Origin of the sequence: Nocardia cyriacigeorgica NBRC 100375 (assembly GCF_000308555.1) — a bacterium.
GTDB classification, from domain to species: Bacteria; Actinomycetota; Actinomycetes; order Mycobacteriales; family Mycobacteriaceae; genus Nocardia; species Nocardia cyriacigeorgica.
In genome coordinates, this window is the sequence record NZ_BAFY01000124.1 from 1 (window position 1) to 20,997 (window position 20,997).

The 20,997-nt window shown below is 68.1% G+C and carries 20 protein-coding genes; 11 read left to right on the plus strand and 9 right to left on the minus strand.

Annotated features, from left to right (window positions below; genetic code table 11):
- Positions 1-740, minus strand: a 740-nt coding sequence (locus tag RJ05_RS11530; RefSeq protein ID WP_506330600.1) for an RsbRD N-terminal domain-containing protein, incomplete at its 3' end; no start/stop codon positions are given.
- A gap of 148 nt (positions 741-888) precedes the next feature.
- Entirely contained in the window at positions 889-1,146 is a 258-nt protein-coding gene (locus RJ05_RS11535; protein ID WP_228785551.1) for a hypothetical protein, read from the minus strand.
- A gap of 779 nt (positions 1,147-1,925) precedes the next feature.
- Here RJ05_RS11535 and RJ05_RS11540 point away from each other — a divergent pair.
- Both RJ05_RS11540 and RJ05_RS11545 read left to right on the plus strand, forming a co-directional pair.
- Positions 1,926-2,147: a DUF397 domain-containing protein gene (locus RJ05_RS11540; RefSeq protein WP_036536711.1), complete on the plus strand. Its 222-nt coding sequence runs from the start codon at positions 1,926-1,928 to the stop codon at positions 2,145-2,147.
- Between the two features lie 86 nt (positions 2,148-2,233).
- Positions 2,234-3,121: a Sco1979 family transcriptional regulator gene (locus RJ05_RS11545; RefSeq protein ID WP_085996202.1), complete on the plus strand. Its 888-nt coding sequence runs from the start codon at positions 2,234-2,236 to the stop codon at positions 3,119-3,121.
- A 124-nt stretch (positions 3,122-3,245) separates the two neighbouring features.
- Here the strand turns inward: RJ05_RS11545 and RJ05_RS11550 are convergent, their stop codons facing one another.
- From RJ05_RS11550 to RJ05_RS11560, 3 genes are all read right to left on the minus strand, one after another.
- Positions 3,246-3,473 carry a hypothetical protein gene (locus RJ05_RS11550; protein ID WP_036536713.1) on the minus strand — a complete coding sequence of 76 codons (228 nt, stop codon included), beginning with the start codon at positions 3,471-3,473 and terminating at the stop codon, positions 3,246-3,248.
- A gap of 264 nt (positions 3,474-3,737) precedes the next feature.
- Positions 3,738-4,397 carry an SDR family oxidoreductase gene (locus RJ05_RS11555; RefSeq protein WP_036536756.1) on the minus strand — a complete coding sequence of 220 codons (660 nt, stop codon included), beginning with the start codon at positions 4,395-4,397 and terminating at the stop codon, positions 3,738-3,740.
- Between the two features lie 16 nt (positions 4,398-4,413).
- Positions 4,414-4,965 carry a DUF2599 domain-containing protein gene (locus RJ05_RS11560; RefSeq protein WP_036536716.1) on the minus strand — a complete coding sequence of 184 codons (552 nt, stop codon included), beginning with the start codon at positions 4,963-4,965 and terminating at the stop codon, positions 4,414-4,416.
- A gap of 156 nt (positions 4,966-5,121) precedes the next feature.
- Here RJ05_RS11560 and RJ05_RS11565 point away from each other — a divergent pair, with 156 nt between their 5' ends.
- On the plus strand, positions 5,122-6,249 hold the full coding sequence (locus RJ05_RS11565) for a lipase family protein (protein ID WP_249040461.1): 1,128 nt from the start codon (positions 5,122-5,124) through the stop codon (positions 6,247-6,249).
- Between the two features lie 23 nt (positions 6,250-6,272).
- Here RJ05_RS11565 and RJ05_RS11570 read toward each other — a convergent pair whose 3' ends face one another.
- Positions 6,273-6,515, minus strand: a complete 243-nt coding sequence (locus RJ05_RS11570) for a hypothetical protein (RefSeq protein ID WP_036536718.1) — start codon at positions 6,513-6,515, stop codon at positions 6,273-6,275.
- Between the two features lie 279 nt (positions 6,516-6,794).
- Between RJ05_RS11570 and RJ05_RS11575 the strand changes: the two genes are divergently transcribed.
- The 4 genes from RJ05_RS11575 to RJ05_RS11590 all read left to right on the plus strand — a co-directional run bounded on the left by RJ05_RS11575 (position 6,795) and on the right by RJ05_RS11590 (position 11,927).
- On the plus strand, positions 6,795-8,039 hold the full coding sequence (locus RJ05_RS11575) for a lipase family protein (protein ID WP_036536720.1): 1,245 nt from the start codon (positions 6,795-6,797) through the stop codon (positions 8,037-8,039).
- A gap of 214 nt (positions 8,040-8,253) precedes the next feature.
- Positions 8,254-9,681 carry a lipase family protein gene (locus RJ05_RS11580; protein ID WP_036536721.1) on the plus strand — a complete coding sequence of 476 codons (1,428 nt, stop codon included), beginning with the start codon at positions 8,254-8,256 and terminating at the stop codon, positions 9,679-9,681.
- A 141-nt stretch (positions 9,682-9,822) separates the two neighbouring features.
- A complete protein-coding gene (locus RJ05_RS11585; RefSeq protein WP_036536722.1) occupies positions 9,823-10,887 on the plus strand; it encodes a fused (3R)-hydroxyacyl-ACP dehydratase subunits HadA/HadB in 1,065 nt (354 codons plus the stop codon).
- Between the two features lie 182 nt (positions 10,888-11,069).
- Positions 11,070-11,927, plus strand: a complete 858-nt coding sequence (locus tag RJ05_RS11590) for a helix-turn-helix domain-containing protein (protein WP_036536724.1) — start codon at positions 11,070-11,072, stop codon at positions 11,925-11,927.
- 205 nt (positions 11,928-12,132) lie between these two features.
- Here the strand turns inward: RJ05_RS11590 and RJ05_RS11595 are convergent, their stop codons facing one another.
- Entirely contained in the window at positions 12,133-13,683 is a 1,551-nt protein-coding gene (locus RJ05_RS11595; RefSeq protein WP_036536725.1) for an acyl-CoA carboxylase subunit beta, read from the minus strand.
- Positions 13,684-14,183: 500 nt separating this feature from the next.
- Between RJ05_RS11595 and RJ05_RS11600 the strand changes: the two genes are divergently transcribed.
- Genes RJ05_RS11600 through RJ05_RS11610 form a run of 3 tightly spaced genes read left to right on the plus strand, consistent with a single transcriptional unit; the run spans position 14,184 to position 17,222 of the window.
- Positions 14,184-15,182, plus strand: coding sequence for an RsbRD N-terminal domain-containing protein (locus RJ05_RS11600; RefSeq protein ID WP_228828892.1), 999 nt, complete (start codon positions 14,184-14,186; stop codon positions 15,180-15,182).
- A 43-nt stretch (positions 15,183-15,225) separates the two neighbouring features.
- Positions 15,226-16,176 (plus strand): acyl-ACP desaturase, encoded by a 951-nt coding sequence (locus RJ05_RS11605; protein ID WP_036536727.1) that lies wholly within the window; start codon positions 15,226-15,228, stop codon positions 16,174-16,176.
- 14 nt (positions 16,177-16,190) lie between these two features.
- Entirely contained in the window at positions 16,191-17,222 is a 1,032-nt protein-coding gene (locus RJ05_RS11610) for an alpha/beta hydrolase (protein WP_306306386.1), read from the plus strand.
- Between the two features lie 3 nt (positions 17,223-17,225).
- Here RJ05_RS11610 and RJ05_RS11615 read toward each other — a convergent pair whose 3' ends face one another.
- Positions 17,226-18,266: a fused (3R)-hydroxyacyl-ACP dehydratase subunits HadA/HadB gene (locus tag RJ05_RS11615; protein WP_036536732.1), complete on the minus strand. Its 1,041-nt coding sequence runs from the start codon at positions 18,264-18,266 to the stop codon at positions 17,226-17,228.
- Between the two features lie 47 nt (positions 18,267-18,313).
- Positions 18,314-18,934, minus strand: a complete 621-nt coding sequence (locus RJ05_RS11620; RefSeq protein WP_228789712.1) for a YdcF family protein — start codon at positions 18,932-18,934, stop codon at positions 18,314-18,316.
- A gap of 394 nt (positions 18,935-19,328) precedes the next feature.
- On the opposite strand from RJ05_RS11620, the gene RJ05_RS11625 reads away from it, so the two are divergent.
- Positions 19,329-20,522, plus strand: coding sequence for an esterase/lipase family protein (locus RJ05_RS11625; RefSeq protein ID WP_051016443.1), 1,194 nt, complete (start codon positions 19,329-19,331; stop codon positions 20,520-20,522).
- Positions 20,523-20,997 lie beyond the last annotated feature (475 nt).

Sequence of the window (20,997 nt, forward strand, 5' to 3'; positions counted from 1 at the left end):
CTGAGCAGCGCCAGCGCCGTCGACTCGAAGACCACCGCCAACTCCGACTGCACGCGCCGCAGCTTGCGCCGAGCCGCCACCCGGGTATCGACTCGTAGGTTGCGTTCGTCGGGATGCGGTGGAATGTAGAGCGCCACCACCTGATAGCGCTCGGCGACCGGTATCCCCGACTGGAGTGCCAGCGCGGCGTGTGAGCGGCCGCTGAGCAGCGCCGAGGCGAGGGTCTGGCTGGCGGTCTGATGTTCGCGGGCGACCAGCTGCTGTTCCTTGACATAGGCGTCGGCGACCGCGGCGGAAATGGCTTCGAGCAGTTCGAGGATCAGATCGCTCGCGGCGAGAACCTCGTCGATCTCGGTGGCCGCGGCGCGCGCGGTGACGAGCCCGAAAGCGATGCGCACGCCTTCGTGATACGCGCGCAGGATGGTGCCGAGCGGCACTCCTTCACGGGCCCACTGCGCGGCGGCGGAGCGGACCTCGGTGAAGGCGTTGTCATCGGGAAGGGCGCGCCGGTCGAACATTTCGGCCGCCAGGGCCAGGCAGTAGCGCGTCACCTCGGTGACGTCGCCGCGCATCTGCTCCCCCGGGAGCGTGCGGCAGGGCGCGACGCAGGTGGCGAAGTAGTCGACCATCCGCGCGGCGACACGGTCGGTGTTCTGTAGTGGCACCGAAGCCGGCTGCCCGCCGATTTCGAGGACCGTGTCGTTGTCGCCGACCGAGAGGTCGAGCGCGGAAAAGCTCATGTAGTTGCTCCGTTGCCACCTCGGATGCCGACCGACAACATCCGGTTCGTTCGCCTCACTATACGAGCGGGCGAGCAACGTGAAAGGTGTTCGTCTCAGATCGGCCGAACTGGTGGCGCGACCGCCGATTTCGCCGACGGGTAGCCGATCACTCGTCGTCGAGGCCGGCCGACAGATAGGCGGCGGCGGCGAGCCACTGCCTGCAGCGCGGGCCGTGTACCTCGTGGACGCGCAGGATTTCGCGGGCCTGCCGGTAGGTGAGGCCCGGCGGTTCGGAACCGCAATCGGCGGTGGCTGGTTCCGGTGCCGGGTAGTGGCGCAGGGCATCGGGAAGGTGCCGCAGGGTCTCGACGCCGGAGGAACCGGAGATCGCGACTCGGCGGGGAGTTCGGAATGGCTGGCTCATTTCGACCGCCCCTCGCATCAGAACGTGGGGGGAGGTGTGAATGGCGACGTCGGCGGGAACTCCGGCGTACCTCCCCGATTCTCATGATCGAGTTTAAGTGTCTGTAGCTTGCAAATGCAAGTACATTTGTAGCTTACATTGAAGAGAACACTTCGCCGCCGGCCGAGCGGGCGGCCGCTGATCGATGCTGTGTCGCAGGCGGATTCCCGACCGCCGGGAGTCCGCGAGACCTAGTCATACACGGGGAATAGCCCGCGGGCGCCGATCTGTGCGCACGTCGTCGTTTCGTGACCGAGATGAGGCCGCGCGGCGATCAGTCGCTCGCATTCGCCCTGGTGGGGGCGCCGACGACGGCATGGTGCCTGCCTGGGCGACGGTGGCCCTGCTCGTCATCATTCGCGGTGTCCGCGCTGGACAGGTGATCATGTCGGCCGCCGTCCGCTGGTAGCGGTCCATGCGCTCCCTCCGCCGCGATCTGTCGCCGAACGTCGGCCCCGGCATCCACCCGAACTGCCGCTGGGTCGCTATTTCATTGCGGCAGTGAGCAATTCGCTCCGCACGTTGGACCTGCGCGAGACACTTGCCGGATGCGGCTTCGTCGGCGCCGCAACCAGTGTCCGGGCCGGTTGCGCCGAGGTCGCGGAAGGGGTCCGAATTCGCGGGCGCGCGCGGGCGCGCGCCGTGCTATCGTCCAGATGGGTGTGCAAATGCAAGAACATTTGCGTGTGCATCTGCAAACACTGCGTCTCTGTAAACGTCGTAACCGAGGAGTGGGTCCAATGGCGGAGTCAGTCACCAACCGCGTCGCCGGAGCATGGCGCAAGAGCACGTTCAGCAATCCGAGCGGTAACTGCGTGGAAATGGCGGAGGCGACCAACAACCTGGTGGCCGTGCGCAATTCGCGCGAGCCCGACAGCGGCATCCTGTTCTACACCCGGCCCGAGATCGACGCTTTCATCCGCGGCGCGAAGGCTGGAGAGTTCGACGATCTGGCTAGCTGAGAGGTAGCATGGGCCGTCGGTGCGGTGTGTTCACGGTCTCAGTTGTGACACACTGTGGGTAAATCCCGAGTATCGGAGACGACTCCATGATCGCAGAGCCCGATGACGATGGTCGTGTGCAATCCGTTGTCGCGGAACGTGGTCCGACGGTGCTACGGATCGCCCTCGGTGGCCAGCTACGCAAGCTGCGGGAGGGCAAGGGCATCACTCGCGAGGCAGCGGGCGACGCCATCCGCGGCTCACACGCCAAGATCAGCCGGCTCGAACTCGGGCGCACCGGCTTCAAGGAACGGGACATCCGGGATCTGCTCACCCTCTACGGCGTCCATGATCCCGACGAGCGCGAGTCGTTCCTGGAACTCGCGCGCAAAGCGAACGAACCAGGATGGTGGCACCGCTACAGCGACCTGCTTCCGTCCTGGTTCGGCACCTATCTGGGGCTCGAGCAGGCCGCCACCAAAATCCGCACCTATGAGGCGCATCTGGTGCCCGGCCTGCTGCAGACCCCGGAATACACGCGGGCGGTGGTCACCCTCGGGTACGAGGACGCCGACACCGATCGCCGCGTCGCGGTGCGTCAGCGCAGGCAGGAAATCCTGCACCGCTCGGATCCGCCCTTCGTGTGGGCGGTGATCGACGAGGCCGCGCTGCACCGCCCGGTCGGCGGCGCCGACGTGCATCGTGCGCAGATGCACCATCTCGTCGAACTGGCCCAGCTGCCCAACGTCACCATTCAGGTGGTTCCCTACTCGGCGGGTGAACACGCCGCGGCGGGCAGCTCGTTCAGCATCCTGCGCTTCGCCGAGCCCGAGTTGCCCGACATCGTCTACCTCGAGCATCTGACCAGCGCGCTGTACCTGGACCGCCGCGAGGATCTGGCGCTGTACCTGTCGGTGATGGACCGGCTCAGTGTGCAGGCCGCCCGGCCGGAACGGTCGATCGAGATCATCAGCGACTACGCGAAAGGCCTGTGAGCGCGGACACGGAAACACTACGGCCGTGAACGCTTGACGGGCAAGCGATCACGGCCGTCATATCGCGCGACCGCGAAGACACCGGCCGTGGCCGGGTGGCATCGCAAGTCGAGCCGGGTTTGCGCTATTCCTTGATGAAGCTGGAGGCGACGCGCCAGAAGGTCGCGCTCTGCAACGAGGTGAAATCCCAATCGTCGGCCAGTGCGTGCACATGGGTGACGATCTGGTCGATATCGAAATCGTAACGAGTTGCCGCACCGGTGGATTCGATGGCGTCGATGACGAATTCGACGGCACTTTCCCTGGTGGGGGGCTGGATTCGCTGGCCACCGCGGGCCGAGATCGTACTCATATCAATACCGTTCGCCGACCGGGCAGCCGGTGCGGGATCGGCAATCGCGAACCGGCCGCTGGGTAATGGTTGTTGCATGAACGCCCCTCACGTCAGGCGGCAGCGAACCGATGGTGATCTCAACCGCCGGCGCGCTCACGCGGCCTTCTTGGTTGTCCCCTGTAAAGCGTTGTAGGGCTGAGTCTAAGTTCATGTGCCTTTCAGATGCAAGCACATCTGCACGATCTAATGTGCGCGCGCTCTTCGGTTTTGGCGGGCAAATCCTCAGCGTCGCAAGGCCGCGACCGCATCGGCGACCGGCGTCGGGCCGCCGACCAGCTCGAGGGTCATGCCCGCGGTGTGGCCGGCCGGCAGCAGCGCCGCGAGTACGGCGGCGACGTCGGATCTGGCAATATCGCCGCGCTCGATTCGCGGTGGCGCGAGTGTGACGCGGCCGGTGGCGCCGTTGTCGGTCAGCACGCCCGGACGCAGGATCGTCCAGTCGAGATCGCGGGCGCGCAGGTCGTCCTCGGCCTGGGTCTTGGCGTCGATATAGGCGGCCCAGACCTCGTCGCGGCCGGGCGCGGGCGGCAATCCAGCGCCCATGGTGGAGATCTGCAGGAACCGGCGCACGCCGACCGCTTCGGCGGCATCGGCCAGCAGCACCGAACCGTCGCGGTCCACGCTGTACTTGCGTGCGGCGGTACTGCCCGGCCCGGCGCCCGCGGCGAAGACCACGGCGTCGGAGCCCTGGACGGTCGCGGTGAGATCGGCGACGGTCGCGCGTTCGAGATCGATGACGACCGGTTCGGCGCCGACGGCGTAGACCTCGGGGGCGTGGCCGGGGTTGCGGATCAGCGCCGCGACGCTGTGACCGCGTCCGGTGAGCAATTCGGCCAGCAGAAGTGCGATCTTGCCGTGTCCGCCTGCCATGACGATGCGCATGGTCGTGTCCTTTCGCTCACCGTTCCGGTCCACCGGGGTTGCAGCGCGCCTCGACGGTGGCCAGGTAGCCGACGTCGGGCCGCCAGGGTTCCAGATTCCAGCTGGGCTTGTCGGGTGCGACGATGCGGGCCCAGTCCCAGTGGCAGATGAACTGATCCCGCATGCCTGGGCTGCCGGCCTCCGGCGACTGGGCGAGGACCTCCTGCCAGGCGCGTTCCTCGGATCCGGGGAAGGTGGTCCTGCGGCCGGCCGGCGTGGGGTGGACGAGCAGGCGGGGGCCGTCGATGTTCTCGGTCCAGACGACGTTGTCGATCAGGGGCTGACCGGCGTAAGGGTCGACGGTCGGCGCGGAGGCCAGCGGGGTTTCGGCGGGCGCACCGAGCGGTGCGGACGCTGCTGGGCCGGTCGTGGTGGCGGGCGCGGCGGGGGTGGGTACCGCCGTTGTGCGGGCGGCGGTCGTCGTGGCGGCGGACCTGGCGGCCGGGGAGTCGTCGGAGCCGCATCCGCTGAGCGCGAGCGCGGCCGGGATGAGCAGAGCGCAGACCGCCCCTGCGGTTGGTCGCCCCATCTGCCGATCCTCCCGGTCTCGTCGCCGGCACTGTCTGCCCGGTCCGACCGAGCTTAGTGGTTGCGGTGACCGATGGCCCGAACGCACCGCCACGGGCGCGCATCCCACCGATTGTGGTGTCTTGCCCGTGTGGCCGCCGACGGCGATAGTCGGTCGGTGACGCGGATTCGGATCTCGACGGTGACAGCGGGCGCCGTGCTGGCGGTGACCGTTGTGCTGGCGAATCCGGTGGCCGCCGCGGCGGCGGAGGCGCCGGGCGCGCTCATCGGGGCGGTGGAGTTGTCGGGACGGCTGTCGGTGCCTGCGGCGGCGTCGGCGCAACGATTGACCTATTGGTCTCGGGGCCCGCGTGCGCCGATGCAGAGTACGGCGGCGGTGTATCTGCCGCCGGGCCCGGCGCCGGCGGGTGGCTGGCCGATCGTGGCCTACGCGCACGGTTCGGTCGGTATCGCCGATCATTGCGCGTTCACCGAAAACCCTCGCGACTACTACCTGGATACTCTCTATCCCCGGCTGCTCGAGGCCGGATACGCGGTGGTGATCTCCGATTACGTCGGGCTGGGAACACCGGGAACCCATCCGTATCTGGACGGGCCGTCGCAGGCGCGCAGTGTGATCGACGGTGTGCGGGCCGCGCGTTCGGCCTTCCCCGAACTCAGCTCCCGGTGGGCGGTGCTCGGCCAATCCCAGGGCGGGCAGACCGCGCTGTTCACCGCGCATATCGCCCCTGCCGACGCCCCCGAACTCGATTTCCGTGGTGCCGCGGCGACCGGTGCGCCGTCGAATCTGGAGCTGGCGGTGCCGCTGGCCGGCCCGTGGATTCCCCGGCTGCCGTTGCGGCGCACCACCACATATTTCGGCCTGCTGCTCGCCGGCTTGCGGGTCACCACACCCGAACTCGATATCGACAGCTACCTGACCCCGGTGGGACAGGATGTGCTGCGGATTGTGGAGTCCGAGTGCGTCCCCGAAGCCGCCGCGCGGGTCGATGAGATCGCCATCGGTGCGATGCTGAAGCGCCCACTCGACGATCCGGCGCTGTGGGCGGCCGCCGAGGCGATGATGCGGATACCGACCTCGGGCTACACGACGCCGTTGTTCGTGGCTCAGGGTCTCACCGATCGGGAGGTGCCCGCGCCGTTGAGCGCGAAACTCATCGCCGAGCTGCACGCCTCGGGAACCGATATGCAGGTGGGGGTGTATCCGGGCGATCACCTCGAGGCCGCCGATCAAGCCTTACCGGATGTGCTGGTGTTCCTGCATCGCATCCTCGGCAATGGGTGAGCCGCCCATGGGCACTGGCACTGTCAATGCCAGAGTGAACTACACGGCAGGCGGCGCAGCCCGGGCCGGATCATGCCGTCGACGGTGACGGTGAGCCCGGCATGGACTGCGGCCGAGGTGAATTCCCATGCCTCGGTTTTGGTGGCCGCGTACTCGAGGATCAGCGCGTCTTCGGGCGTCGGTCCGTCGAAGTAGACGGTGACGCGCCGGGTCGGCATCTCCGTGGGGTGGGTGCGGTAGGCGAATGCGTGTGCTGTGCCGTCCATGTCACCGTCTCCTTCCACGGCACCGGGATCGGCGCCGTTATCTGTGACGGTAAGTCCTCACCATTGCCGAGAACATGTTCCACGCGGCGTGCTGGACAATTCACAGCGGCACCCGTGGTGGTGTCGGAGATTCTCACCAGTGCGCACGCCGGTGCCTCACAGGCCGGTCGGTTCACACTTGTGAATTGTCAAAAAGCCGTCCCGGTCATGGGCCGGACGGCGCCGCCACGACAGAGCATGTTCACAAACAGATCGCGAATATCGGGAGGCTCGACGTCGATGTGGCAGGCCAAACCTTCGACCGGAAAGGGACGGCCGCGTCGTCGGCTGCTGCGTGCGGCGGGCGCACTGGCCGCCGGGGTGATGCTGGTACTCGGCACGGCCGCACAGGGGAGTACGGCACCGCTGTATCCGGCTCCCGACCCCGACCCGTTCTTCGCCGAACCACCGGACCTGGCCGAGAAACAGCCCGGTGACGTGCTGGCGGTGCGGCAGATGCCGCCGCTGCCGATATTCCCGGACACCACCGTGACGGTGGTGCGTTTCCGCTCGACCAACTCCACCGGCAAACCGATCGCGGCAACCACCACGGTGCTGACCCCGCGCTCGCACCGCAAGGACGGGCCGCTGCTGTCGTTGCAGCACATCATCAACGCGCTCGGAGCCAAATGCTCGGTCTCGCGGGTGCTCTACACCACCGATCCCGATCTCATGGTGCGTGAGGCGCCGGCGTGGAACGTGCTGTTGCAGCGTGGCTGGAGCATCGCGTTGCCCGACCACCTCGGCCCGCAATTCGCCTACGGCGCAGCGAAACTGGGTGGCCAGGTGACCTTGGACGGTATCCGTGCGGTCAAACGGGTCGGCGAGCTCGAGGTCGGTAACAGTCCGGTGTCGATGGTGGGCTATTCCGGCGGCGGGATGGCCACCGCCTGGGCGGCGGCCTTGCAGCCGACCTACGCACCGGAGCTGAACATCGCCGGCGCCGCGATGGGCGGGGTTCCGATGAATCTGGTGAAGATGCTCGAGGGGCTCGGCTTCGGCTCGCATCCGGTGTTCGGGCTGGCCTTGGCCGCCGGTATCGGCCTGGAACGGGAATACCCGGACCGGTTCCCGATCAGCGATCAGCTCAATGCCAAGGGGCTGGCCGCGCGGGCCGCGATGGCCAACAGCTGCACCAATGGGTTGCTGGCGACCGGTGCCGGACACGGTGTGCTGGACTTCGCCGCGACGACCTCGATGGTCGACGACCCGGTGGCGCGGGCGGTTGTCGAGGAGAACAGCCTCGAGCTCTACGATGGCGCGCCCACCATGCCGGTGTTCGAATGGCATTCCCCGATCGACGGGCTGGTCCCGGTCGACGCCATCGTCAACACCAACCGCCGCTGGTGTGCGGCAGGCACCAAGGTGCAGGCCGAGACAGTGGCCGTGCCCGACCATCTGACGGCGGCCGTGCTCGGTCTTCCGGCGGCGCTCACCTGGATCGATGCCAGATTCCGCGGGGAGCCCGCGCCGAGTAACTGCTGAGCCCGCGAGCGGCGAAATCCGCTGGGCGAGGCCGTATCCGCACCGATCGTCACGATCCGGCCTCGCCACGCGCACAACTCGGGAACGGTGCGGTCTCCAGGTGCGCGCAGCCGCGTAATCTGATCTTCCGGCCCCGGCACACAAGGGGGTTTTCGGGGGTCGACTACCGCATCACCCGGGCGCCGGCGTCGAGGTCGCTGCAGAGGCGGGTGCCATGAGATCCTTCCGAGCTGTCGTCGTCGCGACCCTGGTCGCGGGGGTGGTGTCGACCGGCCCCGCCGCGGCGCAACCGCCGTTTCCCGCCCCGCCACCGCCGGCGCCCGCACTGGGTATTCCGTTCCCGCCGTCGGTCCTGCCCGATCCGGCGACGGTGCTGCCCGGGATCCAGCAGTGGATCGATCAGGTGGTGCCGCCGCCGCCGATTCCGGCGCTGCCTGCCGGCCCGGCCCAGTCGCCCGCACCCACGACCACCTCACCTGCGGTGGCGGCCCTGCATCAGGCGGTGCTGCCCTCGCCGGTGGGTGACCCGATGTTCGATCAGTGGCCCGCCGATCTGGCCGACCGGCGCAACGGCGAGGTGCTCGCGATCCGCGACGTGACCGCTACCGCCGCGCCACTGCTGACCGCACCGATCGCCAGGGCCCAGCTGGTGAAGTACCGCACCGAGGACGCGCACGGGCGGCCGTCGTTCGCGACCGCGACCCTGGCGGTACCGGCCGCGGCATGGACCGGGCAAGGCGCGCGCCCGGTGGTGGTGAACAACCTGCCCATCGACGCTCTCGGACGCGACTGCACACCGGGTTACACGCTCGCACATGGTTTCTCGCCCCACACCGCGCTGACCGACTTCATCCCGCCGACCTCGCAACTGGCGTTGCTGCGCGGCTACGCGCTGCTGATCCCCGACCACGAGGGCCCGCGCATGGCCTACGCCGAACCGTACGTGGCAGGCCACGCGGTACTCGACGCCATCCGCGCGGTGCGCGCACTGGCCCCGCACGAGTTCGGCACGAGCCGGTTCGCCATCACCGGCTACTCCGGTGGCGCCATCGCTACCCACGGTGCGGTCAAACTCATCGACGGTTACGCGCCGGAGCTGGCACCGGTGATCGCCGGGGCCGCACTGGGCGGTGTGCCCGCCGACTACGAGATCCTGGCCCGCAGCATGAACGCCAACCTGGCGTCAGGGGTGTTCATGGCCGCCGTCCTCGCCATCGGCCGCGAGCGCCCGGAGATCCTGGAACGAATGAATCATCTGGCGCAGTGGGTGGCGACGTCGCCGATGAAGGACCAGTGTGTGTCGGTCTTCGCATTGCCTGGCATCCTGCACCTGCCGATCGACATCGCGGCCGATATGGCCGACCCGCTGCGCTCGCCGCTGGCCGCCGACATCTACCGGGTCACCAGGATGAGCGGCCTGCGCTCGGCCACCCCGCTCTACGTCTATCACGGTGAACAGGAGTTCTGGCTACCCGCCGAGGGGGCGAGGGCGCTGTTCGACGAGCAATGCGCGCTCGGCGCGAATGCCGTCTACCGCGGCGTCTTCGGTGAACACATCATCGCCGCCGCACTCGGCTATCCGGAGGCCATGCTGTGGCTCGACGAGCGGCTGCGTGGGGTGCCCGCGGTCAGCGAATGCTGACGGCGATTGTGACCGCCGACGACGCGGGCGCGCGCGGGTTGTCGCCCGTCCCAGACTCGCCGCGCAGACCGGCACACCTGGCGAAGCGCCGATACCGTTACCCGGTCCCGGCGGCGTGTCGCCGGGCCGGAAGGCAGGCAGATGAACCACACCTCGACCACGGCTTCGGCACAGGCCGCCGCCCTCGTCGGACGGCACTACCAGATGGTCGACCACTATGAGGTCGGCCGGGAGAAGATCCGCGAATTCGCCCGAGCGGTGCAGGACCCGCACCCTGCGCATTGGCGTGAGGACGCCGCCGCCGCGCTCGGTTACGACGCCCTGATCGCCCCGCTGACCTTCCCGTCGGTGGTGTGGATGCAGATGCAGCGGGCCATGTTCGAAGCGGTGCTCACCGGCTACGACATCAGTCAGGTCCTGCAGACCGAGCAGACGATCCGGATGTACCGGCCGCTGGTGGCCGGTGACCGTTTGCGCTGCGACGCCTATGTCGAATCGTTTCGCCAGTTCGGGGACAAGGACTTCATGGTCACCCGCAATGTGCTGTCCGACGAGCACAAGGAGGTCGTTCAGGTCGCCCACACCACGGTCGTCGCGGTCACCGGCGCCGTCGTCGCTGATGAGCTGGCCGCAGCGGTGGACGGAGTGATCATGTCCGGTCATTCGAGGGCCGACCGGGTGGCCCTGGCGGCGCGGCGGGCCGAGGAGGCCGACGAACCCGCGGTGCTGGAATGTTTCGACGAGCTGACACCGGTCGAACCGCAACCGGCCCGCCCCTCCCGGGCCCGGATCCGCTTCGACGACGTCGCGGTGGGCGACACCCTGCCCACGCGCACGGTCGCGCTCTCACGCGGGGATCTGGTCAACTACGCCGGGGTCTCCGGCGATTCCAATCCGATCCACTACAGCGACCGGGTCGCGCACGCGGCCGGGCTGCCCGACGTGGTGTCGCATGGGCTGCTCACCATGGGGCTCGGGGCGGGATATGTCACCGAATGGCTCGATGATCCGGCCGCCGTCACCTACTACGGGGTGCGGTTCGCCGGTTTCGCGCCGATCGAGGCCACCCGCGCGGGCGCGGTCGAATTCCAGGGCCGGATCAAGGCGCTGGACCCGATTCGCCGCAGCGCGACGGTGGCGATCACCGCGACCTGCGGCGGCCGCAAACTGTTCGGCCGGGCCACCGCCGAGGTCCTACTGCGCTGATCATCGCCGGTCGTGGCGCGAATGACGGTCGGGCCGAGCGGGTTTCGCGGGCGCTGGGTCGCGCCGATTCGTGGGAGACTCGAAGGATGGGTGCCTCGGAGCTACGTTCTGTCCCTACCGACATTCCGCGGGCGGCGGGGGAGCGGACCCCGGCGATCGACGGCGGACCGACCGTCTTACGGATGGTGCTCGGCGGCCGGTTACGGCGACTGCGCGAAGCCGGCAATATCACCAGGGAAGCGGCCGGTGAGCACATCCGCGGCTCGCACTCCAAGATCAGCCGCATCGAACTGGGCCGCACCCCCATCCGCGAACGCGATCTGCTCGACCTGCTCGCGCTCTACGGTGTGACCGACCCGGAAGAGATCGACGAATTCCGCAGACTCGCAGCGGAAGCGGGCAGCTCGGGTTGGTGGCACCGCGATAGCGACTGGCTGCCGAAATGGTTCGACATGTACCTGGGGCTGGAACAGGCCGCGGCGATGATCCGCGGTTACGAACCGCGTGCGGTGCCCGAACTGTTGCAGACCGCCGACTATGCCCGCGCCCTGATCCGGCTCGCCCACCCCACCGAATCCGAGGACGGCATCGAGCGCCGGGTCGCGTTGCGGATGCGCCGCCAGGAGATCCTCACCCGGCCCGACCCACCCCGGCTGTGGCTGATGGTGGAGGAGGCGGCGTTGCGCCGCCGCATCGGCGGTACCGCGGTGTGGAGTGAACAGCTCGACCGCTTGATGGCGGTGGTGGAGCAGCCGAACGTGACGGTGCAGCTGCTCGCCGACCACCTCGGCGGCCCTGCGCTGACCGAGGGCGCGTTCACCATGCTGCGCTTCGCCGAGCCCGATCTGCCCGACATCGTCTATATCCAGCAGCTGACCGGCGCACTGTATCTGGACAAACGCGCCGACCTGGACGCCTACCGGGCAGTGGCCAACCAGCTGTCGGTGCATGCCACCCCGCCCGAACACACCCCCGGACTGTTGCGGGCGCTGCGCCATCGGGAGCCGCCGATCCTGCGGCATCCCACCGGCGATCAGTAGTCGCCCGCGACAGTGGCCTGCCCGGCACGCAAGGGTAGGGAACGAGCGTGCCGGGCAGGCCGTGCACCCGGTCGACGCGGCGAACGAGAACCGTGCACGGCACCGACGTTAGGCCACATCGGCGGGTACGGCACGCTGGGCGGCCCGATCTCGGGGATTCTCCGGCTCGGCGCGGAAACTGTTGTGAGCGAACACAACCGACCGGCTATACCGGGAACAGGCTGTGCCGGCGCGGATCGTGTTCGGCGACCGCACCCTTCTCGCGCAGCAGCCGCAACGCGCGCCGGATCTCGAGGCGAGTGTCGGCCGGTTCGATGACGGCGTCGATGTAGCCGCGTTCGGCCGCGATCCACGGCGTAGCGGTGGTGGCGTTGTACTGGTCGATCATGAAATCCCGCACGGCCTCGCGCTGATCGGCGGGCACCATCGACAGCTGTTTGCGCCCAACGATGCTGACCGCGCTCTGCGCACCCATGACCGCGATCCGGGCAGTCGGCCAGGCCAGGCTGACGTCGGCGCCGAGCTGCTTACAACCCATGACCGCGTAACCGCCGCCGTAGGCCTTGCGCACCACCACCGTCACGATCGGCACGCTCGCCTCCAGCACCGCGCGGAAGAACCGCCCGCCACGCTTGATCACACCGCTGCGTTCCTCCTCCACACCCGGCAGTACCCCGGGAGTGTCGACGACGAACACCAGCGGGAGCCCGAACGCATTGCACAGCCGGATGAAATGGGTGGCCTTGTCCGAACATCGGGCGTCGATGGCGCCGCCGAGGGCCATCGGCTGATTGGCGACCACGCCGACGCTGCGGCCGTCGACCCGGGTGAAGCCGGTGATCAGATTCGGCGCGGTGGCGGCGCTGATCTCGTGGAACTCGCCGTCGTCGAACAGACGCACCAGGATGTCGTGCATGTCGTAGCCCTGGCTGTCCGAATCCGGGATGATCGCATTCAGTTCGAGGTCGGACGCGGTGCGTTCGGGTTCGAGGCCCGGGTTGACCACCGGCGGCTGTTCCAGGCAGCTCGACGGCAGGTAGCCGAGGTAGCTGCGCGCCCACGCGAAGGCGTCGTGTTCGGTGGCGGCGACGTGGTGCACCGTGCCGTTGGCGGCCTGCACGTGCGCGCCGCCCAGCTCCTCCATGCTGACCTCTTCGCCGGTGACTTCCTTGATGACCTCCGGCCCGGTGACGAACATGTAGGACTTCTCGGTGGCGATCAGCACATCGGTGTTGACCGGTGCGTACACCGACCCGGCCGCGCATTTGCCCAGCATGATCGAGACCTGCGGGACGAAACCCGACAACTTGCCCTGCCTGCGGCTCATCAGCGCATACCAGGCCAGGGAGGTGACCGCGTCCTGGATGCGGGCGCCGCCGGAGTCGTTGATCGCCACCACCGGGCAGGCGTTGTCGAGGGCGAAGTCCAGCGCCGCGGCCACCTTGCGGCCGAACATCTCGCCCACCGAGCCACCGAAGACGGTCTGGTCGTGGGCGATGACCACCACCGGCCTGCCGTCGATGCGCCCGCGCCCGGTCACGACGCCGTCGCCGTACATGGCCTCGCCGGTGCCGGGTTGGCGCACCAGCGCACCGATCTCGACGAAGCTACCCGGGTCCACCAGGGCGCGGACTCGTTGTCTTGCGCTCGGAATGCCCTTCTGTTTGCGTTTGGTGATTCCGGCTTCCCCCGCGGGTTCTTCGGCGAGCTCGAGGATGGCCTGTAGCTGTTCCAGCTTTTCTCGGGTACCGCTCATCAGTTGTGGATCCAGCCCTTCGCACTCGCAGGCGCCGAAACAACCGCGAGGCCGAGCCGTGCGGAGGCGCAGCGCTCGATGCTAATGGTGTGCGGGGCCCGGGCACAGCGGCGGAACCGATCTGATGGGAGACCTCACAACCGAACGCGCCCGGCTCTCATCCGACCTCGGCGTGCGGTCGCGCGGTGCCGGATGTTTTTGTGGATATTCCCTGATGGAAAAGACCGGGCTGGTGATCGGTCCTCGAGGCGACGCGGGCCGGTGTCTCCGGTTCTCGGGCGGCCGTACAGTGGCCGCGACGCGGCGCCGGGAAATGCGCGGCCGGCGCCGCGTCGCATACTTTCTCGCGACCACGGTGATCTCGCGCGCGGACCATCCTACCCGCGGCCCGTTATCTGATTGTGATTCCGCCCAACCGGCCCGTATCGGGCTCATGACTTCTCCGATTCCCCGGCGCTACGGGCAATTTCGAGGCTGATCACCGATAACGTCCGGTAGTCATGATGGGCACACAGGCCGGCGCGGATATCTCGAGCCTGGAAGCGAAACTCGTGCGATTTCTGAGGCGCCGCGGAAGGGGTACCCACGGCGGCGACCTCGCGGCCACCGTGCGGCACTGTCTGGCCGAAGCGGTGCAGCAGCTGCATCCGCGCACCGCGCGGCCGGACGCGGGCGCAGCATCGATCGCGGGATCGGCGGCGCGCTGGGCACGCGAGGGTGTCGCTCTCGAAACGGTGCTCGGCGCCTACCACGAGGGGATTCGTCAGGGCCTGGAATTCCTGGCCGATCACACCACCGCCGACGACGCGCCCGGCGACTCGGCGGAACAACTGCTGGCAGGCACCCAGCTGATGGTGCGGGTCCTGGAACTGGTCACCGTCACCGCCTCGGCGGCCTACCTCGACGAGCACCGCCTCGTCGCCCGCGAACATCAGACCGCCGCCCAGACCCTGGTCTCGGCGCTGCTGAGCGGACACGGGGCCAGCGCGCTGGCCCGGCGCACGGGGATCGCCGTGGCACCGGCCTACCAGGTGGTGGCGCTGGCGATACCGCCGCATCCGGACGAACTCGATGCCGGGATCGGGGCGGTGTCGGCGGGCCGGCGCAAATTGCGCCGCGTACAGGCCGCGTTGGCGGCCCCGCTGGGGTCGCGCTCCCTGTCGTTGCTGTCGGCCGACGGCGGCACCGTGCTGATCCCGCAGGATCCCGTCTCCGCCTTCGCGCCTTCGCCCGCGATGACCGGCGAGGTGCTCGCGGTGGTCGGCGAGGCCGCCGAGGTGGCGCTCACCGCGGTGGTGATCAGCGGCGCCACCGAGCGGATCCCCGAACTGGCCGGACGCGCCCACGACGTGCTCGAGCACATCCGCGGCGCGGGGCATCCGGCAGGGCTCTACCGGATCACCGAAGGCAGCGAGGCAGACAGCGGCGAGGCCGACCAGTGGCGATATCTGCCGGTCGCCGACGCGCCGGCCGCCGTACGCATCGGCCGATCCGCCTGACCGTCCTGCGACGCCGAATCCGCCCAGGGACAAGGAGAACATCGTGACCACCGCGCTGACCGACCGTGACATCTTGCGTGAACTGGAGCCGATCGCCGAGCGACAGCTCGACGATCATCTGCGCAAGGCCAAGGCCTGGAATCCGCACGACTATGTGCCCTGGGACGACGGCCGCAATTTCGCGGCGCTCGGCGGCATCGATTGGGAACCGGGACAATCGAACCTGTCGGAAGTGGCGCGCGTCGCGATGGTCACCAATCTGCTGACCGAAGACAATCTGCCGTCCTATCACCGCGAATTGGCCGACACCTTCACCCAGGACGGCGTATGGGGCACCTGGGTGGGGCGCTGGACCGCCGAGGAAAACCGCCATTCCATCGTGATGCGCGACTATCTGGTGGTGACCAGGGCCGTCGACCCGGTCGCGCTGGAACAGGCCCGCATGGCGCATATGACCACTGGTGTGGCGAAACCGGAGAAGGGACCGCAATTCCTGCGCTCCACCGCCTACGTCACCTTTCAGGAGCTGGCGACCCGGATCAGTCATCGCAATACCGGTATCGTCTGTCAGGAACCGATCGCCGAGCGAATGCTGCAGCGCATCGCCGCCGACGAAAACCTGCACATGATCTTCTATCGCACCATCAGCGGTGCCGCACTGGATCTCGCGCCCGACGACATGCTGCGTGCGATCACCGATGTGGTGACCCGGTTTCAGATGCCCGGCCTGACCCAACCCGATTTCCGGCGCAATTCGGTGCTGTTGGCCAAGAACGGGATCTACGATCTGCGCCAGCACCTGGATGTGGTGCTGCGACCGGTGCTGCGGGCCTGGCGGATCTTCGACCGCACCGATCTCGGCGGTGAGGGCGAGCGTGCCCGCGACGAACTGCACACCTTCCTCGACGATCTCGAGCGGCGCGCCGTACGGTTCGAGGAACGGCGCGAGGCCGCGGCCGTGCGGCGGGCGGAACGGGCCGCCGCGGCCGGATGAGCAGACGAATACCGGTGACAGCCGCGGCGATGGCGCTGGTGGCGGCCGTCTGCGCGACGCCTGCGGCCGCCGCACCCCCGGAATCGGTGCCCGTGTTGGGTTCGCCCGGTCCGGGCACCGAAACCACCATCACCCGAACATCATTGATTCGTGTCGAAGTACTCGGCAAACAGCGCATCCGGCTGCACATCGCGTCCGCGGCGATGCGCCGTGTCATCGCCATCGACACCCTGATCGGGACCGGTCCGGCTCCGCGCCCGACGCTGTATCTGCTCGACGGCGTCGACGGCGAGCAGACCTCGGGCTGGCTGACCAAGGGCGCGGCCGCGGAATTCTTCGCCGACAAACCGGTCGACGTCGTACTCACCACCGGCGGCACCGGCAGCATGTACAGCGACTGGGTGCGCTCGGACGCGGCCCTCGGCCTCAACCGCTGGGAAACCTTCCTCACCGAGGAGCTGCCGCCGCTGGTGGAAACCTATCTCGGCGGCACCGGCGTGCGCGCGATCGCCGGGGTGTCGATGGGCGCGCAGGCGGCGATGATGCTCACCCAACGGCATCCGGGTATGTACCGGGCGGTGGCGGGGATGAGCGGATGCTATTCGACCGCGGATCCGTTGGGCCGCGCCGTCACCACCATCACCGTCGCCTCTCGCGGCGGGAACCCGGAGAATTTGTGGGGGCCGCCGTCGTCGCCGGAGTGGGCCGCCCACGACAGCTTGCTCGGCGCCGAGCAGCTGCGCGGCACCGCGATCTACCTGTCGGCCGCCACCGGCGCGCCGACCGGCGTCGATTTGAACGAGGTGGCGCGGGCGCCCGATATCGTCGCGGCGCTGGGGGAGATGGGCGGCGGTGCGGCACTGGAGGCGGGCGCGCGCTCGTGCACCGAACGCCTGGCCGCCCGGCTCGGCGAACTCGGCATCCCGGCCACCGTGGAACTGCTGGACCAGGGCATGCACACCTGGCCCGACTTCCGGGCACAGCTGCCGCGGACCTGGCCGACGCTGGCGGCGGCGCTCGGAGTGCCGGTCACTGGGCCGCGCTGAATCTCATTCGGTGAAGCGCACTTCGGCGGCGGCGTAGCCGAACAGTTTGCGCCCGTGTGAACGCGCGTCGATGGCGATGGTGCCGCGGCGCCCGCTCGGATCGAGCGAAGTGATCCGGCCGCTGAACTCGATCGGGCTCGCCGCCAGCGCCGGCACCCGCAGATAGTGGGTGTTGTGCGCGAATTGCGCGCGCAGCCGGGTCACGGCGGCGGGATCACCGAGCCAGGAACTCAGGTAGCCCGCGGCCAGGCCGAGCTTGAGCATCCCCGGCGCCACCACGGTGGGCAGCCCGCATTCGATGGCGGTGCGTTCGTCGAACAGCACCGGGTTCGTATCCCCGGTGACGCCCGCGTAGTTCACCAGATCACCGCGCGACAACCGCAGCACCCGGGTCGGCAGCACCGTGCCGACCCGCAGTGCCGCGGGATCGATGGCGGTGCACGGAATATGCGGCGGCGATATCGCCGTGACGACCTCCGGGCCGGCTTCGGTGATGGTGCCTGGCACAGTGGTGGAGCGTGAGTCGGTCATCGCCACTCGGCGCACCGCTTCGCTGAGACGTTCGGCCTCACCGGTACGAGCCAGCAGGGCCGTCGACCCGGTCTGTACCACCTGGCCCTCGGCATCGGTCAGCACGCTCTTGATCGCCATGACGTCGTAATCGGCGAAATGGCGAAACGATTCGAAATAGATATCGCAGGTCAGCTCATCGCCGGCGATGAGCGGGCGGCCGATATCGATCACCTGATCGGCGTGCAGAATCCGGGCGGGGTCGTAACCGGTGAGCACCGTGTCCAGGATTTCGCGATGCACCCGGAGCAAGATGATCGACGCGAACGTCGCCGGTGCGATCAAGCCCGGGTATCCCAGTGCGGCTGCGGCGGATTCGTGCCAATGCGCCGGGTGGCGGTCCTGCACCGCGCGGGCGTACTCGCGAATCTTTTCCCGGCCAACGATGTATCGGTGCGAGGACCGGTAGCGGTGGTCGAGCAGGGCCCGGACCTGATCGGCGGGTGCGACTGTGCTGGTGGCTACCTGGGACATCTGTGCTCCTGGAGAATGCGCTCGGAACGGAAATCGGCCCGCTGGGCTCAGCGCATGGGGCCGAAGACCCAAGCGGGAACGGGATTGTGGTCGGGAGTGACGGCGGCTGCCACCGGGACGCCGGCGCCGAGGAAGCTGGCGACCGCGCGGTCGATATGGTCGGCGGAGGTCACCACGACGGCGTCACGGGCGCCGATCTCGTGCATGATCCGCGCCGCATGGTGCGCGTTCTGCACGGTGTCGACGGCGGCCGGATCCAGATGTACCCGCTCGGCCGGAATGCCGTGGCGCATCAGCCAGTCCGCCATCGCGACCGCCTCGCTGACGCCGTTGCGCGGGTTGCCGCCGGTGACGATGATCGGCGAGCCGGGCGCCAGCAGGGCCTGGACGTATCCGGCGCGCAGGCGCGCGATCAGCTCGGGTCGCATGCTGCCGTCGGGTAGTAGTCCGTAGCCCAGAACAACGATGGCGGTGCCCGGCCCATGCACCTGAGCCAGCGGTCCGGACACGAATTCGGCCGAACCCGTCGAATCGGCGGCCGCCGCGGGCGGTTGCAGGCCCGACCCGATCACGGCTGCCGCGCCGAGCACCGTGCAGGCGGTGAGCCGGATGGCGAGTCGTCGGCGGCGGGGCCTGCCTGCGGACTGTGGGCGGGTCGGCGATGCCATCGAGTCGAACATGGGCGCTCCCAGAAAATGTGCCGGGTGATTGCCACCGTCGGCGGAAATGTATTGCTCCATGATTCGGCAGCAGCCGATGATTGTGTCGTGATCGGTTGGTTATCTGGAGTATTCACCGATTACCGTGACCGCTTTTCGTGTCGATCCACGTGCGGTTGTGATTGCTTACCTGCCGCTGCGTTGCGTGCCTGTGAGATCCACGGTGACCGATTCGCGGCGATATCTGTGTGCGGTCCCTAAGGCGAGCAGCGGCGTTCGTGAGGTTTCCAGACACCGTTGCCGCACGGCGGTTTCCGGGCCGGGCGGACTTAGCGTTGGCGCAGTTTCCGTGCCGTCGACCGGCACGTCGGCACTGGAGCATCGTTGCTCGGGAAGGCACGTGATGAGACGAAGTACCTCTGGTCGGTTGTGGCGTTCGCTGGTGGTGGTGAGTGCGGCGGCGTTGGCGTTGACCGCGATGGGTGGGCAGGCCGTGGCCGCGCCGACGGAGCAGGATTTGGCCGACTATATTGCCGCGGGGCGGTCGGTGGCGGGGCCGGTGGCCGATTCGGGGTCGAGTTCGGGGTCGGCGTGTGATTCCGGGAGCGGCGCGGGTTCGGGTAACGGGTCCGGTGACTGTTACGGCGGGTCGGGCTCGAGCTCGGGCTCCTCGGGTGGGTATGCCTCCGACACCATCGGCTGGGGTCCGGCGCAGACCTCGTGGGTGGCGGCGTTCGCCTACGGGCTGGCCAATGGTGATGCGGCTCCGCCGGGGGCCAATGATTGGAATTGCAAGCCGACTGCGCAGCATCCGCGGCCGGTGTTGTTGATCCATGGCACGTGGATGAATGCCTATAACGGGTTCGCCTATATGGGTCAGCCGATCAAGGATGCCGGGTTCTGCACCTTCACCTTCAACTATGGTCGCTCCAACCTGCTCGAGGGTGGGGGTTTGGGGTCGGTGTTGCCGGGGGTGATGGGTACCGGCTATATCCAGGATTCGGCCAAGCAGTTGGCGGTGTTCGTGGATCGGGTGCTGGCTGCTACCGGGGCGGCCGAGGTCGATATCGTGGCCCATTCCCAGGGTGGGTCGATGTCGAACTGGTACACCAAGTTCGAGGGGGGTGCGGCGAAGGTGAAGAACCTGATCACCTACGGCGCTACCCATCACGGCACCAGCCTCGACGGGATCGGTGCGCTGGGGCGCGCGATCAACAATCTGGGGATCGATATCCTCGGGTTCATCGAGATCTTCGTCGGTCATGCCGGTATCCAGCAGACCATCGGCTCGGATTTCGTCAACCAGCTCAACGCCAATGGTGACACCGTGGCCGGGGTGGATTACACGATTGTCGGGTCCCGTTATGACGAGATCACCAACCCCTATGACCTGACGTTTTTGAAGCCGGGTCCCGGGGCCACGGTCCGTAACATCACCCTGCAAGAAGGGTGTGAACAAGACATCTCCGACCATTTGACGATGATGTATTCTCCGCGCGCGCTGTCGATCGCGTTGAATGCCTTGGATCCGGTGCAGTTCCCGCAACTGCAATGCACCTTCAACCCCTGGCTCATCGGCGGCGGCGGACAACTCTGACCCGACCACCCCCTGGACCGGCGCCCACCGGACCGGATCGACTAACGACTCCGGCGACCGGCCCGATGGCTGCCAGGCCGCCGCACCTCAGCGTGCCGGCGGACAGGAGACCCCTCAACCCGCCCCTGTCCGTCCCCCGCAACGAGTGCGCGGCGGAAAATGCCCACCGAACGGCCGAAACGCACCCGGCCGTTCGGTGGGCATGCGGCGTTTTCGGGGTGCGTCGACGGCCGTCGGCCGCCATCGACTCCCGATGACGGCCGACGGCCTGTGCTGTGTGCGCGAGGCTCGGCTGATGAGATGCCCGCGGCAGGTGAAGGACCCGCGCGGTGGCGCGCTGCATGTCGGTCGGACGACGGTGCGGTGCATCGGGCGTGCCGGTACCACCTAGGCAACTGGAACAACGATCTTGTGCGAACCCTGTTCGGGCCATTTAAGTTACTGGATATTGCTGACCTGATCGTGCATCGAGCGA

Excerpts from the sequence above, each read along its gene's own strand:
- RJ05_RS11585 (WP_036536722.1), top strand. The coding sequence starts at position 9,823 with ATGAACCACACCTCGACCACGGCTTCGGCACAGGCCGCCGCCCTCGTC.
- RJ05_RS11615 (WP_036536732.1), bottom strand. The coding sequence starts at position 18,266 with ATGTCCCAGGTAGCCACCAGCACAGTCGCACCCGCCGATCAGGTCCGG.
- RJ05_RS11545 (WP_085996202.1), top strand. The coding sequence starts at position 2,234 with ATGATCGCAGAGCCCGATGACGATGGTCGTGTGCAATCCGTTGTCGCG.
- RJ05_RS11600 (WP_228828892.1), top strand. The coding sequence starts at position 14,184 with ATGATGGGCACACAGGCCGGCGCGGATATCTCGAGCCTGGAAGCGAAA.
- RJ05_RS11625 (WP_051016443.1), top strand. The coding sequence starts at position 19,329 with ATGAGACGAAGTACCTCTGGTCGGTTGTGGCGTTCGCTGGTGGTGGTG.
- RJ05_RS11590 (WP_036536724.1), top strand. The coding sequence starts at position 11,070 with ATGGTGCTCGGCGGCCGGTTACGGCGACTGCGCGAAGCCGGCAATATC.
- RJ05_RS11570 (WP_036536718.1), bottom strand. The coding sequence starts at position 6,515 with ATGGACGGCACAGCACACGCATTCGCCTACCGCACCCACCCCACGGAG.
- RJ05_RS11535 (WP_228785551.1), bottom strand. The coding sequence starts at position 1,146 with ATGAGCCAGCCATTCCGAACTCCCCGCCGAGTCGCGATCTCCGGTTCC.
- RJ05_RS11560 (WP_036536716.1), bottom strand. The coding sequence starts at position 4,965 with ATGGGGCGACCAACCGCAGGGGCGGTCTGCGCTCTGCTCATCCCGGCC.
- RJ05_RS11620 (WP_228789712.1), bottom strand. The coding sequence starts at position 18,934 with ATGGCATCGCCGACCCGCCCACAGTCCGCAGGCAGGCCCCGCCGCCGA.
- RJ05_RS11580 (WP_036536721.1), top strand. The coding sequence starts at position 8,254 with ATGAGATCCTTCCGAGCTGTCGTCGTCGCGACCCTGGTCGCGGGGGTG.
- RJ05_RS11575 (WP_036536720.1), top strand. The coding sequence starts at position 6,795 with ATGTGGCAGGCCAAACCTTCGACCGGAAAGGGACGGCCGCGTCGTCGG.
- RJ05_RS11540 (WP_036536711.1), top strand. The coding sequence starts at position 1,926 with ATGGCGGAGTCAGTCACCAACCGCGTCGCCGGAGCATGGCGCAAGAGC.
- RJ05_RS11595 (WP_036536725.1), bottom strand. The coding sequence starts at position 13,683 with ATGAGCGGTACCCGAGAAAAGCTGGAACAGCTACAGGCCATCCTCGAG.
- RJ05_RS11550 (WP_036536713.1), bottom strand. The coding sequence starts at position 3,473 with ATGAGTACGATCTCGGCCCGCGGTGGCCAGCGAATCCAGCCCCCCACC.
- RJ05_RS11555 (WP_036536756.1), bottom strand. The coding sequence starts at position 4,397 with ATGCGCATCGTCATGGCAGGCGGACACGGCAAGATCGCACTTCTGCTG.